Here is a 14,918-nt window from a genome sequence, read left to right as displayed (position 1 = left end):
TTCTGGTCAACGGCGCAGGTGGGAGGGCCTGAGCGGCCCCGCCCCTCCGGCGCAGGGCCTACGGCGCCGGCGTCGGGGCCAAGATCGCCGGGGTCACCCAGCGGTGCAGGAACGCGCGCAGATCGGCTCCGTCTCGCCCCGGCAGCGGGTCGTTGGCGAACGACAGGAGCACGCGCAGCAGGAACTCCAGCAGTTCGGTGAGCTCGTCGCCGGAGAAGCCCAGCTCGTCCCAGTCGACGTCGGTGCGGGCGAACGCGAGCCTGCAGGCGTCGAAGGCGCGGACCGACGTGGCTCCGCGCGAGAACGCTTCCGGACGACCGAGATCCAGGAAGAGCCCCAGATAAGGGTCTTTGGGCACGTGCTCGATGGCGTAGGCCATGGCCTCGACCACGACGTCGGCGGGATCGCGGCGTCCGGCGAGGTGGGCGACGAGTCGTTCCAAGAAGGTGTTGAGCGCGGCGAACCCGACCGCGATGAACAGCTCCTCGGTGCTCGGGAAGTAGCGGTAGACGGTCTGGCGGATGACGCCCAGCTCGGCGGCGACGTCCGAGAGGCTCGTCTTGCCCGGCCCGTGCCGGTCGATGCACCGCATCGCCGCGTCGATGATGCGGGCCTTGGCCTCCTCGCCGTCACGCGGCGGCGCGCCGTTCCACGCCGGTCGTTTCATGGCTCAAGTATGGCCGAGCGGACCCGCGACGCTGCCCATTGCCTCCTGACAATCATACATCTACGGTATGTCTGTATGACGCGCTTCGGCAAGCCGGACCGCGATCAACCCCGCGATCCGCGAGGAGGCAACGATGCCTGACCCGACGATCCCGGCCGGACTCGACTTCTCCGATCCAGAACTGTGGGCCCGACGGACCCCGGTCGAGGAGTTCACCTCGCTGCGCCAGACGGCGCCGGTCTGGTGGAACGCGCAGACCGACGGCATGGACGCGCCCTACGACGACGGCGGCTTCTGGGTGATCAGCAAGCACGCCGACATCCGGGAGATCTCCCGCGACCCCAAGCTCTACTCGTCCGAGGCCAACAACGCGATCATCCGGTTCCCCGGCTACACCACGCCGGAAGCGTTCGAGGCGATCCGCACGATGCTGATCAACATGGATCCGCCGAAGCACACCAAGATCCGCGGCATCATCAACAAGGGGTTCACCCCGCGCGCCGTGGAGAACCTGCGGGCGGCGCTGACCGAACGCGCAGAGGCCATCGTGCGCGACGCGCGCGAGCAGGGCGGCGGCGACTTCGTCGAGCAGGTCGCCTGCGAACTCCCGCTGCAGGCCATCGCGGAACTGCTGGGCGTGCCGCAGGAGGACCGCAAGAGCCTCTTCGACTGGTCCAACCAGATGCTCAACTTCGACGACCCCGAGTTCGGCGACCCGGTCGCCGCGGCCGCCGAAGTGCTCGGCTACGCGATGACCATGGCCGAGACCAAGCGCGCCTGCCCGATGGACGACATCGTGTCCAAGCTGGTCACCGCCGACGTCGACGGGCAGTCGCTGAGCTCCGACGAGTTCGGGTTCTTCGTGATCCTGCTGTCGGTCGCGGGCAACGAGACGACCCGCAACGCCACCACGCACGGCATGAAGGCCTTCGTCGACAACCCCGAGCAGTGGGAGATCTACCGCGAGCGGCGGCCGTCCACCGCACCCGACGAGATCGTCCGCTGGGCCACACCGGTCACCTCGTTCCAGCGCACCACCACCGAGGACGTCGAGGTCAGCGGCCAGCTGATCCGCCGGGGCGAGCGGGTCGCGCTGTTCTACAGCTCGGCGAACTTCGACGAGGACGTCTTCGACGACCCGTTCCGCTTCGACGTGCTGCGAGACCCCAACCCGCACTTGGGTTTCGGAGGGACCGGAGCGCACTACTGCGTCGGCGCGAACCTCGCCCGCCTGCAACTGGACCTGATCTTCAACGCGATCGCCGACGTGCTGCCGAACATCCGGCAGGTCGCCGAGCCCGAGCGGCTTCGATCCAGCTTCATCAACGGCATCAAGCACTGGCAAGTCAGCTACGAGTAGAAGGAATCCCCATGGCTATCGTGCAGCCGCAGGCGACCGCGGAGGACGGGCGGCGTCGCATCCGCCTGGACAGCCCCGTGGACCGCCACCACCTCGGCGACCTGGAGATCAGCACCAAGGCCGAGGTCGACGCGGCGGTCGAACGCGCCCGCAAGGCCCAGCAGGACTGGGCGGCGCGCCCGGTCGCCGAACGCGCCCGCATCCTGCGCAACGCGGTCGACGTGCTGGTCCGGCGGCGCGACGAGATCGTCGACCAGGTGCGCGCCGAGACCGGCAAGCCCCGCGTCGAAGCACTGGCCATCGAGATCGTGCCCGCCTGCGACTTCGTCAACTTCTGGTGCAAGCGCGCCACCAAGGACCTGCGCGACGAGAAGCGCAGGCTGCACGGGTACCTGGCGCCGATGAAGAAGCTGCGCATCCGGTACCAGCCGCTCGGCGTGGTCGGGGTGATCACGCCGTGGAACGCGCCCTTCGTGCTGTCGCTGAACCCGGTCGTGCAGGCGCTGCTGGCGGGGAACTCGGTGGTGCTCAAGCCTTCCGAGGTCACCCCGCGCTCCGGTGAGCTCGCGGTGAAGGTGCTGCACGAGGCGGGCGTGCCCGAAGACGTGGTGCAGGTGGTGCACGGCGACGGCGAAACCGGTGCGGCCCTGGTCGACGGCGACGTCGACAAGATCTCCTTCACCGGCAGCGTCACCACCGGACGCAGCATCGCCTCGGCCTGCGCGAAGAAGCTCACGCCCTACACCCTGGAGCTCGGCGGCAAGGACGCGATGATCGTCTGCGCCGACGCCGACCTGGAACGCGCCGCAGCCGGCGCGGCGTACCTGTCGATGTTCAACACCGGCCAGGTGTGCCTGAGCGTCGAGCGGATCTACGTCGTGGAGTCGGTCGCCGAGGAGTTCATCCGGCTCCTCCGGGAGAAGGTCATCGACCTGCGCTACGGCTCCGAGGACGGCGACGTGGGCCCGCTGTTCTTCGACCGGCAGGTCGACGTGGTCAGCAGGCACCTGGAGGACGCGAAGAAGAAGGGCGCGCAGGTGCTGGTCGGCGGCTCCCCCGCCGACGGCGAGGGACTGTTCTTCCAGCCCACCGTGGTCGTCGACGCCAACCACGAGATGGAGCTGATGACCGAGGAGACCTTCGGTCCGGTCGCCACCGTGATGCGGGTCCGCGACGAGGAGGAAGCCGTCCGCATGGCCAACGACTGCCAGTACGGGCTCGGCGGCAGCGTCTTCACCCAGGACAAGGCCAAGGCCGAGCGCATCGCGGGCCGGCTCAACACGGGATCGGTGGTGCACAACGACGCCGCGGTCATCTACGGCGTCCCGGAGGCGCCCTTCGGCGGGCGCAAGAACAGCGGTGTCGGCCAGGTCAACGGCCTGCAGTCGCTGCGCGGGTTCACCCACCCGCAGCCGATCCTGCTCAGCCGCTTCTCCTCGAAGAAGGAGAGCATCTGGTACCCCTACAACGCCGACACCATCCGGAACCTCGACGGCCTCATCCGCTACGGCTTCGGCAACAAGCTCCTCCGCAAATTCCTCTCCTGATCCAGCCCAGAGGTGCCCCGGTGTCAGGGGTGATCCGAATACGGCGGTATTCCGTCGCCCGATTACGGCGGTATTCCGGGTGACCGACCGGATTACCGCCGTAATCCGGACACCGAAAACGGCAGTAATCCGGGTGACCGACGCTGGGCCGGGAGGGACGGCGAACTGCTCGTCCGGACCGGCGGTGTCGGGCCGGTGATGGTTGGGTGGGCGGCATGTCCGGAGCTCAGCACCTGGTCCAGGCCGCGGCGACGCTCAAGCAGGTCGTCGCCGGGATCTCACCAGCGCAGCTGTCGGCGCCGACTCCGTGCGCGGAGTTCGACGTGCGGGCGCTGATCAACCACCTGCTGCACTGGGGACCGTCCTTCGAGGCGGCGGCCCGCGGTGAGCGCGTCGCTCCGCCTGCCGAGGCCGTCGACCGCACGGGCGGTGACTGGGCGAAGGCGCTGCTCTCCCAGCTCGACCGCACCTCGCGCGCCTGGGAGGCACCGGACGCCTGGACGGGCCGAACCCACATGGGCGGCCCGACGACCTACCCGTCCGAGCTGGTGGGTCACCTGATCACCATCGAGCACACGGTCCACTCCTGGGACCTCTCCCGCGCGACGGACACCGAGGCCACCTGGGACACCGATACCCTCGGCCAGACCCTTGCCGAGGTCACCAGAACTGCGGCCAAGGGCCGGGAAATGGGCGCCTACGCCGAGGAGGTCGCGATGCCGGAGGACGCCCTGCTGCTCGACAAGATCGTCGCGAAGACCGGCCGCGACCCCCGCTGGCACCCCTGAGCGCACCGAACGGGGGTCGTAGCGGTCAGTCTCACCAGGCCGGACGCGGTCCGGGCGAGGGACGTCGGCGGAACTGGCGCGACGGGACGACACGAGCCCGGTCCACCGCCAGGGCGAACACCAGGCCACCGGCCACGAGCCAGGCGACGAGCTGCAGCACCCCGCCGAGAGCACCGCCGCTGCCGGTGACGATCGCCGAAAGCGCCTGCACCGCACCCTGCGTCGGCAGCACCGCGCTGACGTCGCGGAGGAAGCCGGGCACGGTCGACACCACGCCCGTCGCGGCGGCCAGCACCAGCACCGCGATCGAGATGATCCGCCCGATGCTGCCGAACACCGCCACCAGCGCCTGGTTGACCACCACGAACGCCAGCGCCGCCAGCGAGGTCACCGCGGTGAAGGCCAGCCAACCGCCGAAACCGAGTCCCAGAAACGGCGCGAGCACCGCGCTCACCAGCACCGCACCGATTCCACCCACCGCGACACCGGGCACCACCGAGCCGAGCACCAACCGCCAGGTGGAGCGGCGCGAGGTCGACGCATCCGGCGGAACCGCCCTGGTCACCGCGTAGACGCCCATCGCAGCGGTCCAGAACGCGATGGCCACCAGCAGCGCGATCAGCGACTTGCCGAACCCGGGCAGGCTCGTCTCCAGCGCGGCCGGGCTCGCGGCCACGGTCTTGAGGTGCGCGCGCTCGTCGTCGGAGTAGCTGGGGAGCTTGTCGCCCGCCGGAGCCATCTGGTCGGCGAACTGGCGGTTGCCGTCGGCGACCTGCCTGCTGCCGTCGGCCAGCGCCTGCACACCCGTGCCGAGCTGCTGCGATGCCCCGTTGAACTGGTTGAGCCCGTCGGCGAGCTGCCGCGCTCCCCCGGCGAGCTGATGCGCACCGCCGTCGAGCTGCTGCCCGCCTTGGGCGAGCTGACCGACACCGGCGACGAGTTCACCGGACTTGTCGGCGAGCATCTGGTTGCCCTGCGCGACCTGCTCGGAGCCGTAGGCCAGACCCTGCATGCCGTCGCGCATGTCGCGCGCCGGCTTCTGGATCCGCTCCTTGATGGAGTCCAGCGCACCCTCCTGCCGGCTCAGCCGGTCGACCTCGGCGCGCAACCCGGCGCACACGTCGACCGTGGTCCCTTCCGGCGGGCACTGCGCGAGGAGCTTCTGCAGGTTGGCGAGGGTGCTGGACTCGGTCGGGATCTGGTCGGTGACGGTCAGGATCTGATCGGCGAGCGGCGTGAAGGTGTTGGCCATCTGCCGGTTCCCGGCCGCGACCTGCTTCGCGCCGTCGGCCAGCTGCTGGGTCTGCGCCGGCATCTGCTGGATCTGCTGATGCAGCTGGGTGAGACCGCCGGAGAGCTGCGAGACACCGCCCGCGAGCTGCCCGGTTCCGTCCGCGAGCTGGTTGCCGCCGTCGGCGAGCTGCCCGGTTCCGCCGGTCAGCTGACCGACCCCGGTGGACAGCTGGCCGATGCCGTCGGCGAGCTGCCCGCTGCCGTCGGCGAGCTTGTTGGCGCCGTCGGCGGCCGTGCCGAGCTGGTCGTGCATCTGCGTGAAGCCTCCGTAGAAGCCGTCGAGCAGCTGCTCCAGGATCTGCTTGTTGAACACCGACACGCTCTGCCGGGCCGCGGCCGACACCGCGGCGGCGTCGGCGGGTGCGGCGGCCGGGGACGTCTTGACCTGGATGCCGGCGCGGGTGGCGTCGAGGGGTTCACCGGTCATGACCGAGGCGGCGTTCTGCGAGAACCGCGGCGGGATGATGACCGCGGCCGAGTAGCGGCCTTCGCTGAGACCTTCGTCGGCGTCGTCGGTGTCGGTCATCTCCCACGAGTAGCCGGACTCGGTGTTGTTGACCAGCTTCGCGGCCATCTCGCGGCCGAGCGGGGCCATCTGCCCGTTGATGGTGGCGGGTTCGTCGTTGTTGACCACCGCGACCTTGGCGGCGCCGTGCTCGGACATCGGCGCCCAGAAGGCCCAGGCCAGGACTCCGACGATGAGCACCGGCACGAGCACCAAGCCGGTCCAGGTGCGCCAGCCGACCGAGCCGCCTGCGCGCCTGCTCGCGTGCGTGAACGGGTTCAGCATGTCCCTCACACCTCCAGGAGGCGGCCGGCGAACGCGGGGGCGTCCGGCCGCGTGGAAAGCCGCATCGTGCTCAGCCGGTGTTCCGGCAGCAGGCCGGAGACCAGGCTCGGGTTCTGGTGGGTGACCACGAAGGCCACCGGCTCACCGTCCGATGTGGACGCTTGCGCGAGCAGCCGGGCGATCTCGCGGCGCTGTTCGGTGTCGGCGACGGCGTCGAGCTCGTCGATGAGCACCAGCCGCACGCCGTCGGCCAGGGCCGAGGCGATCTCGGCGGCGGGCGCAACGCTCTCGCGGCAGCGCACCAGCGCTGTGGCGGACCGCACGGCGCGGGCGCGCTGCGGCAGCAGCAGGCCCATCACTCGCACGTCGCCGCGCACCCCGCTGAGCCGTCCGCCGAGCGCGTGCAGCATCGCCGAGGACAGGTCGTCGTCATCGCCGTGCACCGCCAGCACTCCGCCGGGCCGCAGCGCGATCCGCACGCCTTCGAAGACCGGCTCGTCGCGGTCGTCGTGCACGCCGAACCCGCGCGCGCTGACGACCTCGTCGTTGCCGGGCCAGTTGGCGAGCCGGATCTCGTGCTCCAGCGCTTCGCCTTCGACGTCGAGAGCGGGAAGCTTGCGCGACAGCCACTTCGGCAGCCACCAGGCCCGGTCGCCGAGCAGCGCCATCACCGCGGGCACGAGCGTCATGCGCACGATGAAGGCGTCGACGAACACGCCGACGGCGAGCCCGAAGGCGATGGGCTTGATGTTGGAGTCACCGTGCGGGACGAACGCGGCGAACACCGAGATCATGATGACCGCGGCGGCCACCACGACCGGCGAGACGTTGGAGAACCCGGCTTCGATGGCGCGCTTGGCGTCGCGGTTGTGCGTGTAGTCCTCGCGCATCCGGGACACGAGGAACACCTCGTAGTCCATGGCCAGGCCGAACAGGATCGCCATCAGCAGCAGCGGCAGGAAGCTGATCACGCCGCCCACGTGGGTGATGTTGAGCTGCTCGGCGAGGTGGCCCTGGTTGAACACGAACGCCGTGGCGCCGAAGGTCGCACCGACCGACAGCAGGTAGCCCAAGGCCGCCTTGATCGGCACCCACACCGACCGGAACACCATGGCCAGCAGCACCAACGTCAGCCCGACGACGATGACGCCGAAGGGCAGCAGCGCGTCGCTGAGCTTCTCCGACAGGTCGATGCCGATGGCGGTCATGCCGGTGACGGCGATGCCGGCGCCGTAGGTCTGCTCGAAGTGCGGGCTGAGGTCGCGCAGCCGGTGCACCAGGTCCTCGGTCTCCTGCGACTCACCGCCGGAGGTGGGGATGACCTGGATGATGCCGGTGTCGATCGTCTCGTTCGGGGTGGCCATCGGGACCGCGGCGACGCCGGGCAGCGCGCGGATCTCGTCGGCCATGCCGTTGACCTGGCCGAGCGGGTCCTTGGTGCCGATGACGTCGGTGGTGACGATCAGCGGCGCGTTGTAGCCGGGGCCGAACTGCTCGGCGACGGCGTCGTAGGTGTCGCGCGCCGGGGTCCCCACGGCCTGCGCTCCGGCGTCGGGCACCGAGAGCCGCAGGTCAGCGGCGGGGAGCGTGCAGATTCCCAGCGCGGCGATGACGATCACGATCGTCAGCAGCGGAGCCTTGGTGACCGCGCGGACCCAGCGCAGGCTGAACTTGGTGCGCGTGCGCAGGCGGGTGGTGCGCTTGACGCGGGCGCGCTTGGGCCGCAGCCGCTCTCCGGCGAAGCTGAGCAGCGCGGGGATGACGGTCAGCGAAGCGGCGACGCCGACGGCGATCGACACGCCGGCGAGGATGCCCATGACGGTCAGGAACGGGATGCCGGGAACGGCCAGCGCCAGCAGCGCGATGATCACGGTGACGCCGGCGAAGATCACCGCGGATCCGGCGGTGGCCACCGAGCGCGCGATCGATTCGGGGACGTCGAGTCCAGCGCCGAGTTGTTCTCGATGGCGCGAGACGATGAAGAGCGAGTAGTCGATTCCGACGGCGAGCCCGAGCATCAGGCCGAGCATCGGCGCGGCCGAGGACACCGTGACGAAGGCGGTCGACAGCAGCACGATCGTCATCGACACGCCGACGCCGACCAGCGCGGTGATCAGCGGCATCACGGCGCCGACCAGCGAGCGCAGCATCAGCAGCAGCACGAGCAGCGCCACGATCACGCCGACCGCTTCGGTGGCGCCGACGGCGGGCATGTTGACGGCGAAGATCGAGCCGCCCGCGTGGACGTCGCTGCCGGTGCCGAGCTGGCGTTCGAGGGTGTCGGCTTCGGCGAGGAGGTCGTTCTTGACCGAATCCGGCACGGAGGTCGCCGCGTAGCTGAGCTGCACCGTGATCAGCGCGGTGTCGCCGTCGGGCGTGACCTGGTTCTTGACCATGTCCGACAGCGGGTTCATCACCGCCGTCACGCCCTCCTGGGCCTCGACGCGGTGGATCACGGCGTCGAGGGCCTCACGCCCTTGCGGCGAGTCGATGCGCTGGCCGGGCGGCATGGTGGCCACGAGCTGAGCGCTGGAGCCACTCATCTGGGGGAAAACGTTGTTGAGGTGGTCCAGCGTGTCCTGCGACTCGGATCCGGGGATCGCGAGTTCGGTCTCCATGCCCTGTTGGAACAGCGCGGCACCGGTTCCGAGCACCGCGAGCAGGGCTAACCACGCGACCAGCACCCAGGCTCGACCGCGGACCACTGCCCGCCCCAGCCGGTAAAGCAACGAAGACAAGGGGAACACTCCCGGTATTTCGATACACGGTGTATGCGATACAGACTGTATATTTCCCGAGATCCACGTAGCTCGTGCCCGCAGGCAACTGTGAGGCGAAACACCAAGCAGGAGAATCCCGGTCATGACCGACCAGCCGCGCCAACGCGAAACTCGGCGACGGGCGCAGACACGTCGACGCCTGATCGACGCAGCACGCGAGGTGTTCTCCGAGCACAGCATTCGCGACACGCCCGTGGAGCTGATCTGCGAGACCGCAGGCTTCAGCCGCGGCGCCTTCTACTCGAACTTCGACACCAAGGAGGACCTGTTCCTCGCGGTGTACGAGGAGGAGATGAGCCTGCGCATCCAGAAGACGCGGGCGATCGTCGACGACGTGCTCGTCGAGGGCATCGCCGACCGGGAGTCGCTGCACGACGCGATCGTCAAGGTGGGCACGGCCTGCGCGGAGTCGCTGATCGCCGACCAGAACTGGTACATGCTGGTCACCGAGTTCCGCGCGCACGCACTGCGCCACCCGCACCTGCGCAAGCGCGCCGGTGAGTCCCTGGAGCACCTCACGGACTCGATCGCCGAGCTGCTGCACGAGGCCCTGGACAGGCTGAACCTGCGCCTGGTCGTCGATACCCGCGACGCCGTCCGCGCGCTGACCTCGGTCTACGAGGCCCAGCTGGAGCACGCGGCGTTCACCGGCGCCTCGTCGACGTCGAAACCGCTCTTCACGCAGATCTTCCCGAGGATGGTCCAGTCGTTCATCGAACCCGGCGATCCCACGTGACGCGTTGCCGCATCATTCCTCTTCATGACCTAAAATGAGATCCGATGCAGGAAGATATGTACTCGGTTGAGCAGGTCGCGGCACTCCTCGGCCTGCACGTGCGCACGGTTCGCAGCTACATCCGCTCGGGCAGGCTCAACGCCGTCCGCATCGGCAAGCAGTACCGGATCTCCCGGACCGACCTCGAACAGCTCACCGGCAGACCGACCGAACCCGCCCACACCGCCGGCGCGGTGGAGGTCTCCAGCATCGTCCAGATCGACGGCGTCGACCGCTCAGCCGCAGACCGCCTCGGCACCCTCGTCCTCGCGGGCGTGGGCGCCGACCGCACCCTGCGCGTGCAAACCATCCACGACGAGGACCGCAAACGCCTCAAGATCATCGTCATCGGCGAGATGGCCGAAACAGCCGAGGTCCTGCAACTCCTCGACTCGGTCCTCAACAGCGAAAGCGGCCTGTTCACGACGGAGAACCCGTGATCCTGCCGGAGGTCCGCGACCCGCGCCTGATCACCGTCCGGCGCGGAGGAACGCTCACGGACTCCGATCACCACCTGCTGGCGCGATGGGCCGCCGACTGCGCCGAGCACGTCCTGCACCTGTTCGAGCAGACCGAACCAGGCGATCCACGCCCGCGCCAGGCGATCGAGCAGATCCGCGCATGGACGCGCGGTGAGATCCGGATGTGGGATTCCCGCTCAGCGGGCGGACACGCGATGGCGGCGGCACGCCCGCTGTCCGGAGCACCGCGCTTCGCGGCGTTCGCCGCAGGCCAGGCCGCGGTGGTGGCGCACGTCGCAGAGCACGACCTCGGCGCGGCCGCCTACGCGATCAAGGCCGTCCGCGCAGCCGAGGACGAGGCGGCCGGGCGCGAGGAATGCCGCTGGCAACGCGCCCAACTCCCCGACCCGATCCGCGCGCTCGTCCTGGAAGACCAGCAGCGGCGCAACGAGACCTGCTGGTCGGTCTTCGACTGACAGGCTCAGTCGAGGCAGAACTCGTTGCCCTCGACGTCCTGCATCACCTGACAAGACTCGTTGAACCCGTCGGCGACCAGGAGCGTGCCTCGGGTGGCCCCGAGCTCTTCGAGACGTGCGCACTCGGCCTCCAGAGCAGCGAGCCGCTCCTCCCCCACGAGCCCCGTCCCGACCCGCACATCGAGGTGCACCCGGTTCTTGACGACCTTGCCCTCAGGAACCCGCTGGAAGAACAACCGAGGCCCCACACCCGAGGGATCAACGCAGGCGAAGGCCGAACCCTGCTGCTCAGCGGGCAGAGACCGATCGAACTCACCCCAGGACTCGAACCCCGGCGGCGGAGGCGGCACCACGTACCCCAGAACCTCGCACCAGAACCGAGCCACCCGCTCCGGCTCCGCGCAATCGAACGTGATCTGAACCTGCTTGACCGACCCCATCACCCCAGCGTAGCGACACCACGCGCAAAAACGAGCGCATTTCCAGCCGAAACTCTCGCCGCGCTTGGCCACCATCCCGCAGTGTCGCCAACGCGGTCGGGCTCGACGCTCGGGATGTCACGTGCTCTGGCTGGCGCACATAGCCGCCTACCCGTTCAAGCTTCGGGGACTGATCGACGAGTTCCACGCGAGCAGCACTGACGGGCTACGAGCCGCAGAAGCGCAGGGGGACGATCCCGCCCGAGCACGGCTGCTGTTCCACCTGGGCGAAGCACACCACTTCCACGGCGAATTCGACGCGGGAAGCCACTACATACGGCAAGCCGCCGATCTCTTCTCCGCCCTGGGCGAGAGCTGGTGGGAGGCGCAGGTTCACAAGGTCCTAGGCGAGACCTTCCTGGAGCGCGTCGAAGCAGTCCGAGCACTCCTGGACACCATCGAGTCCAACCCCTGAATCCCGTAGAACGCCTCTGCGCACAACCCCGTTGAGCTAGATCCGGCCCACGAAGTAGGCAATGGACGACACCACCGCCATGACAACGGTCAGACCGACCAACTGCAGCATCGAGCGGAGAAACCGCTCCCCGATCGACAGCAGAACGATCGCAAGCCCCGCCAACCACATGAAGATCCAGATGCCGAGGAAGAGCTTCACCAACTGAAACTCAGTGACCTCGGACCCCACCTCGTGCGGATCGAACCCAGCCCACGCAGACCGCAAGTACAAAATCCACGGCCACACGCTGAAGACCAGCACCAGACCACCAAGAACACCCCCAGCAGCCCGCCCCGGTTCCTGCTGAATATCGGCGTCGTCGCGTTCATCGGTCATGCACCCAGACCCCCGTCCCCGTAGCCAAAAGGCTCTTGGCCGCTCCGACCAACCAGCCACCATCAGTGCTCTGGGTATTCCCACTCTCGATCGTTCGCCGGGACCTTCAGATCGAGGTGAGCGTTGGCTCCCACGTTGCTCCTGGCTGTGCCGGCCTGGACCGAGTGGAGAAGTCCCAGATAAACCAGATCCCACAGCTCGCGGTTGTACTGAAACCTCCGCAGCGGAGCCCTGATCCGCTTACCCGCGCGATCCTCGATTTCGAGTACCGCGTCCCAACCCGCACCGTCGAGGCTGATCTTGGTGAGTTCATAAGTCCTGACCAGCCCGCTATTGCCGTACATGAGCCAGTGAGCGCCCGCCGAGATCCTGATCCTGCTGCGTTTCAGCACGAAGAAGAACGGCCAGGGCACGACGAAGAGCCACAACCACCAGACGTAAACCCACCAGAATCCGAAATCCTGCAGTGTCATCAGGCCGAACATGACCAGCGAGATCCAGAACCCCAGGGTGTAGCTGCTCGCGATGGTGGGATGGAACGACTCGAGGATGGGCCCCGAACCGTCCGGAGGATGCGGCACCTTCGACAGTGCTCGCTTGGAGTTCTCCTCCGGTTTCCGCCAATCACGCGGCAACGGCGCACGCGGCGGGCGCGGCTCGCCGGTTATGGCGTCAGGTTTCTGTGGAAGCCCGTTGGACACGTCATTCTCTCGTTGGTGGCATTCAGCGAACGGCGATACCGTCTATCGCACTGGCGACGAGTATGACCGGAAAGAAAGATCATCAACCTCTGTTCAAGCAATCCCGTTGCTGCTGACGGAGGACCAAACGCCCGTCCTTACTACTCCCACACGTCAAACCGTATGGGCAACGACATGGAGAAATTCTTCGTGCCCACTCGACTGGAGTGCCCACGAACCGGGCTTACGTAGCTACCGGAAGGCCACGGCGTACGGCCTCTACCCGCTCAAACCCCGCCTCATCCCGATAAGCCAAACTGACGCCGTAGCTCAGCAACAGCTCGACCATGTCGCCCTCGGGCCTTACCGGCGTCAAGACGGCGAGCCTCTTCTCCGGGGCGTATCGCGCGTAGTCCAGAATCTGCCCGAGCGCCAGCCGGACGTCCGGACGACTTGCCGTCGCCTTGGCCTCAACCAGCTCGTCTGCATCAACGTCGTAAAGGTCGGGATGAAGTGACGAGCGCCCTCCGGAACGTTCGATCTGACCACCAGCGACCTCATGTCCCTGCTCGACCAGCCATGTCTCGTATTCCTCGACCAGCTGAGCTTCACGTCGCTTCGCCTCTCGTTGCCCCTCTGCTGTAGCCGAGACAAAACCGTCCGCGTGACGCCGCTCGCGCCGACCCTTCTTGAACGTGCTTCGATCGTCTGGCGACGCAGGTTGTTCAAGCAACTTGGGTTGGTTTGTTCCTTTAGGCCAGAGCCGGAAAATGATGACCGTACGCATTACCCCATCGCGATCGGTCGCGTCGTCGCGATACCAAGCCTGTTCCGGATTTTCGTCCCGAACGAATTCGCCTAGGTACTCGTAAACCTTGCGTTCGGGAAGTTCCTTGAAGATGTGAATCCGCCGCGTACTGGTAAGAAGGTGCCAGTTCAGTCTTGTCATCGTCTGATCGCGCACTTGCCCGGCACCGGTGTAGTGGTACGAACCGTCATCGCGCCAGCCGTCGTGCCCGTAACCGAACTGCTCGCCGCCAAACGACGTGAAGAGCTGCAGCGTGCCCGTCGTCTTCGATGGGGAGATGCCCCCTGTTCCGGATCCACCGATCTTGGCATGTACCTCTGTACGGCTGACGACGTCGCCGTCATTCCATGGCCAGGCACGGAGATGATGGCTACCGCCTGAGATCACTGAAGGCGTCTCCGACGCCCGATACGAAACATCCGCCCCTGAACCGGCATGTGCACCCATCCCGTAACCCTATTGGGTGACACTCGCACGTGGAACCTGCCGGGCGACTGACGCTTACGAAATCGTTCGTGCGGCTACCGTAATCCTGCCGACAAGATGCTTGAGATATCCGTAGAAACCCAGCGCATCAACGTCTTCAACAACCGTCGCATTTACCTCGAGTCCGTGAACTCCCCAGGACATCGCCGCGTAGCCCCGGGTCAGCTCTCCGGCTGCCTCCACGTCGACGTGGTAGGAACCGGTTCGGGTTATCAGTTCCGGGTGGAGCAAAACCGCTGCCGCCAGGGAGTCCGGGTGAGTGGTTCCGTTGATGCCGACGCTTCGGTCGAAGTCGAGGGTTGCTGCGCAGGCTCGTATGAAGAAGCGGGACAGCGGGGTGTCCAGGGCGGCGACGCGTCGAGCTGTGCTTGGTCGAAGACTGCTTGTTCCAACGTGAGCGGTGCCCAGGGGATGACTGTGATGTTGAAACCTGCTGCGAAGACTGCTTTTGCCGCTTCGGGGTCGACGTAGAAGTTGAATTCTGCTGCGGCTGTGATGTTTCCGCGGGCGTTGTTGCTGCCGCCCATCACGTAAAGGGCTTTGACGTTGTCGACGAAGGTGGGGTCTTTGACCGTGGCTGTGGCGATGTTGGTGAGCGGGCCGATGCAGACGATCGTCAGTTCGCCTGGGGATTCCGCGGCTAGGAGCTGTTTAGGAATTGATCTTGGTGAGGTCGCGGAGCCAGATGTCGATGGTGGCGATCTGCACGGTGGCTTCGTAACGCACGGCGAGTTT

At 67.4% G+C, this 14,918-nt stretch carries 14 protein-coding genes and 1 pseudogene; 7 read left to right on the top strand and 8 right to left on the bottom strand.

All coding sequences use genetic code 11. From position 1 onward, the window contains the following. Positions 1–58 precede the first annotated feature (58 nt). Positions 59–667: a helix-turn-helix domain-containing protein gene (locus tag AB0J78_RS14150; protein WP_363789350.1), complete on the bottom strand. Its 609-nt coding sequence runs from the start codon at positions 665–667 to the stop codon at positions 59–61. Between the two features lie 133 nt (positions 668–800). On the opposite strand from AB0J78_RS14150, the gene AB0J78_RS14145 reads away from it, so the two are divergent. The 3 genes from AB0J78_RS14145 (at position 801) to AB0J78_RS14135 (ending at position 4,362) form a co-directional block, all read left to right on the top strand. Beyond that, positions 801–2,027 carry a cytochrome P450 gene (locus tag AB0J78_RS14145; RefSeq protein ID WP_363789349.1) on the top strand — a complete coding sequence of 409 codons (1,227 nt, stop codon included), beginning with the start codon at positions 801–803 and terminating at the stop codon, positions 2,025–2,027. An 11-nt stretch (positions 2,028–2,038) separates the two neighbouring features. After that, positions 2,039–3,574: an aldehyde dehydrogenase family protein gene (locus tag AB0J78_RS14140; RefSeq protein ID WP_363789348.1), complete on the top strand. Its 1,536-nt coding sequence runs from the start codon at positions 2,039–2,041 to the stop codon at positions 3,572–3,574. Between the two features lie 215 nt (positions 3,575–3,789). Continuing rightward, positions 3,790–4,362: a TIGR03086 family metal-binding protein gene (locus AB0J78_RS14135; protein ID WP_363789347.1), complete on the top strand. Its 573-nt coding sequence runs from the start codon at positions 3,790–3,792 to the stop codon at positions 4,360–4,362. 31 nt (positions 4,363–4,393) lie between these two features. On the opposite strand, the gene AB0J78_RS14130 is transcribed toward AB0J78_RS14135, so the two are convergent. Beyond that, a complete protein-coding gene (locus tag AB0J78_RS14130; RefSeq protein WP_363789346.1) occupies positions 4,394–6,445 on the bottom strand; it encodes a YhgE/Pip domain-containing protein in 2,052 nt (683 codons plus the stop codon). A gap of 5 nt (positions 6,446–6,450) precedes the next feature. Continuing rightward, on the bottom strand, positions 6,451–9,183 hold the full coding sequence (locus AB0J78_RS14125; RefSeq protein ID WP_363789345.1) for an MMPL family transporter: 2,733 nt from the start codon (positions 9,181–9,183) through the stop codon (positions 6,451–6,453). Between the two features lie 124 nt (positions 9,184–9,307). Between AB0J78_RS14125 and AB0J78_RS14120 the strand changes: the two genes are divergently transcribed. Genes AB0J78_RS14120 through AB0J78_RS14110 form a run of 3 tightly spaced genes read left to right on the top strand, consistent with a single transcriptional unit; the run spans position 9,308 to position 10,937 of the window. Then, the gene (locus AB0J78_RS14120; RefSeq protein WP_363789344.1) at positions 9,308–9,961 is read left to right on the top strand and encodes a helix-turn-helix domain-containing protein; all 654 of its coding nucleotides are present in this window, start codon (positions 9,308–9,310) and stop codon (positions 9,959–9,961) included. Positions 9,962–10,005: 44 nt separating this feature from the next. Continuing rightward, entirely contained in the window at positions 10,006–10,440 is a 435-nt protein-coding gene (locus tag AB0J78_RS14115; protein ID WP_363789343.1) for a helix-turn-helix domain-containing protein, read from the top strand. Continuing rightward, positions 10,437–10,937, top strand: a complete 501-nt coding sequence (locus AB0J78_RS14110) for a putative immunity protein (protein WP_363789342.1) — start codon at positions 10,437–10,439, stop codon at positions 10,935–10,937. Before AB0J78_RS14115 ends, AB0J78_RS14110 begins: the two co-directional genes overlap by 4 nt. A gap of 5 nt (positions 10,938–10,942) precedes the next feature. Here AB0J78_RS14110 and AB0J78_RS14105 read toward each other — a convergent pair whose 3' ends face one another. Beyond that, a complete protein-coding gene (locus AB0J78_RS14105) occupies positions 10,943–11,377 on the bottom strand; it encodes a VOC family protein (protein ID WP_363789341.1) in 435 nt (144 codons plus the stop codon). A 121-nt stretch (positions 11,378–11,498) separates the two neighbouring features. Between AB0J78_RS14105 and AB0J78_RS14100 the strand changes: the two genes are divergently transcribed. Next, positions 11,499–11,831 carry a hypothetical protein gene (locus tag AB0J78_RS14100; protein WP_363789340.1) on the top strand — a complete coding sequence of 111 codons (333 nt, stop codon included), beginning with the start codon at positions 11,499–11,501 and terminating at the stop codon, positions 11,829–11,831. Between the two features lie 36 nt (positions 11,832–11,867). Here AB0J78_RS14100 and AB0J78_RS14095 read toward each other — a convergent pair whose 3' ends face one another. The 4 genes and pseudogenes from AB0J78_RS14095 to AB0J78_RS14080 form a co-directional block, all read right to left on the bottom strand. Next, positions 11,868–12,209 (bottom strand): hypothetical protein, encoded by a 342-nt coding sequence (locus AB0J78_RS14095; protein ID WP_363789339.1) that lies wholly within the window; start codon positions 12,207–12,209, stop codon positions 11,868–11,870. Positions 12,210–12,271: 62 nt separating this feature from the next. Next, positions 12,272–12,910 (bottom strand): hypothetical protein, encoded by a 639-nt coding sequence (locus AB0J78_RS14090; protein ID WP_363789338.1) that lies wholly within the window; start codon positions 12,908–12,910, stop codon positions 12,272–12,274. A gap of 223 nt (positions 12,911–13,133) precedes the next feature. Continuing rightward, positions 13,134–14,144: a hypothetical protein gene (locus AB0J78_RS14085; protein ID WP_363789337.1), complete on the bottom strand. Its 1,011-nt coding sequence runs from the start codon at positions 14,142–14,144 to the stop codon at positions 13,134–13,136. Between the two features lie 54 nt (positions 14,145–14,198). Next, positions 14,199–14,788, bottom strand: a pseudogene (locus AB0J78_RS14080) (nucleoside hydrolase). Positions 14,789–14,918 lie beyond the last annotated feature (130 nt).

The sequence above is a fragment of the Saccharopolyspora sp. NPDC049426 genome (assembly GCF_040676935.1).
Classification (GTDB): domain Bacteria; phylum Actinomycetota; class Actinomycetes; order Mycobacteriales; family Pseudonocardiaceae; genus Saccharopolyspora.
The sequence above is the reverse complement of the archived record's forward strand: the minus strand, read 5'-3'. Positions and strand labels throughout refer to the sequence as shown.

Bases quoted from the DNA above. Each gene is read 5' to 3' on its own strand.
- AB0J78_RS14120 (WP_363789344.1), top strand. From the start codon at position 9,308: ATGACCGACCAGCCGCGCCAACGCGAAACTCGGCGACGGGCGCAGACA.
- AB0J78_RS14105 (WP_363789341.1), bottom strand. From the start codon at position 11,377: ATGGGGTCGGTCAAGCAGGTTCAGATCACGTTCGATTGCGCGGAGCCG.
- AB0J78_RS14115 (WP_363789343.1), top strand. From the start codon at position 10,006: ATGCAGGAAGATATGTACTCGGTTGAGCAGGTCGCGGCACTCCTCGGC.
- AB0J78_RS14145 (WP_363789349.1), top strand. From the start codon at position 801: ATGCCTGACCCGACGATCCCGGCCGGACTCGACTTCTCCGATCCAGAA.
- AB0J78_RS14135 (WP_363789347.1), top strand. From the start codon at position 3,790: ATGTCCGGAGCTCAGCACCTGGTCCAGGCCGCGGCGACGCTCAAGCAG.
- AB0J78_RS14140 (WP_363789348.1), top strand. From the start codon at position 2,039: ATGGCTATCGTGCAGCCGCAGGCGACCGCGGAGGACGGGCGGCGTCGC.
- AB0J78_RS14130 (WP_363789346.1), bottom strand. From the start codon at position 6,445: ATGCTGAACCCGTTCACGCACGCGAGCAGGCGCGCAGGCGGCTCGGTC.
- AB0J78_RS14095 (WP_363789339.1), bottom strand. From the start codon at position 12,209: ATGACCGATGAACGCGACGACGCCGATATTCAGCAGGAACCGGGGCGG.
- AB0J78_RS14150 (WP_363789350.1), bottom strand. From the start codon at position 667: ATGAAACGACCGGCGTGGAACGGCGCGCCGCCGCGTGACGGCGAGGAG.
- AB0J78_RS14085 (WP_363789337.1), bottom strand. From the start codon at position 14,144: ATGGGTGCACATGCCGGTTCAGGGGCGGATGTTTCGTATCGGGCGTCG.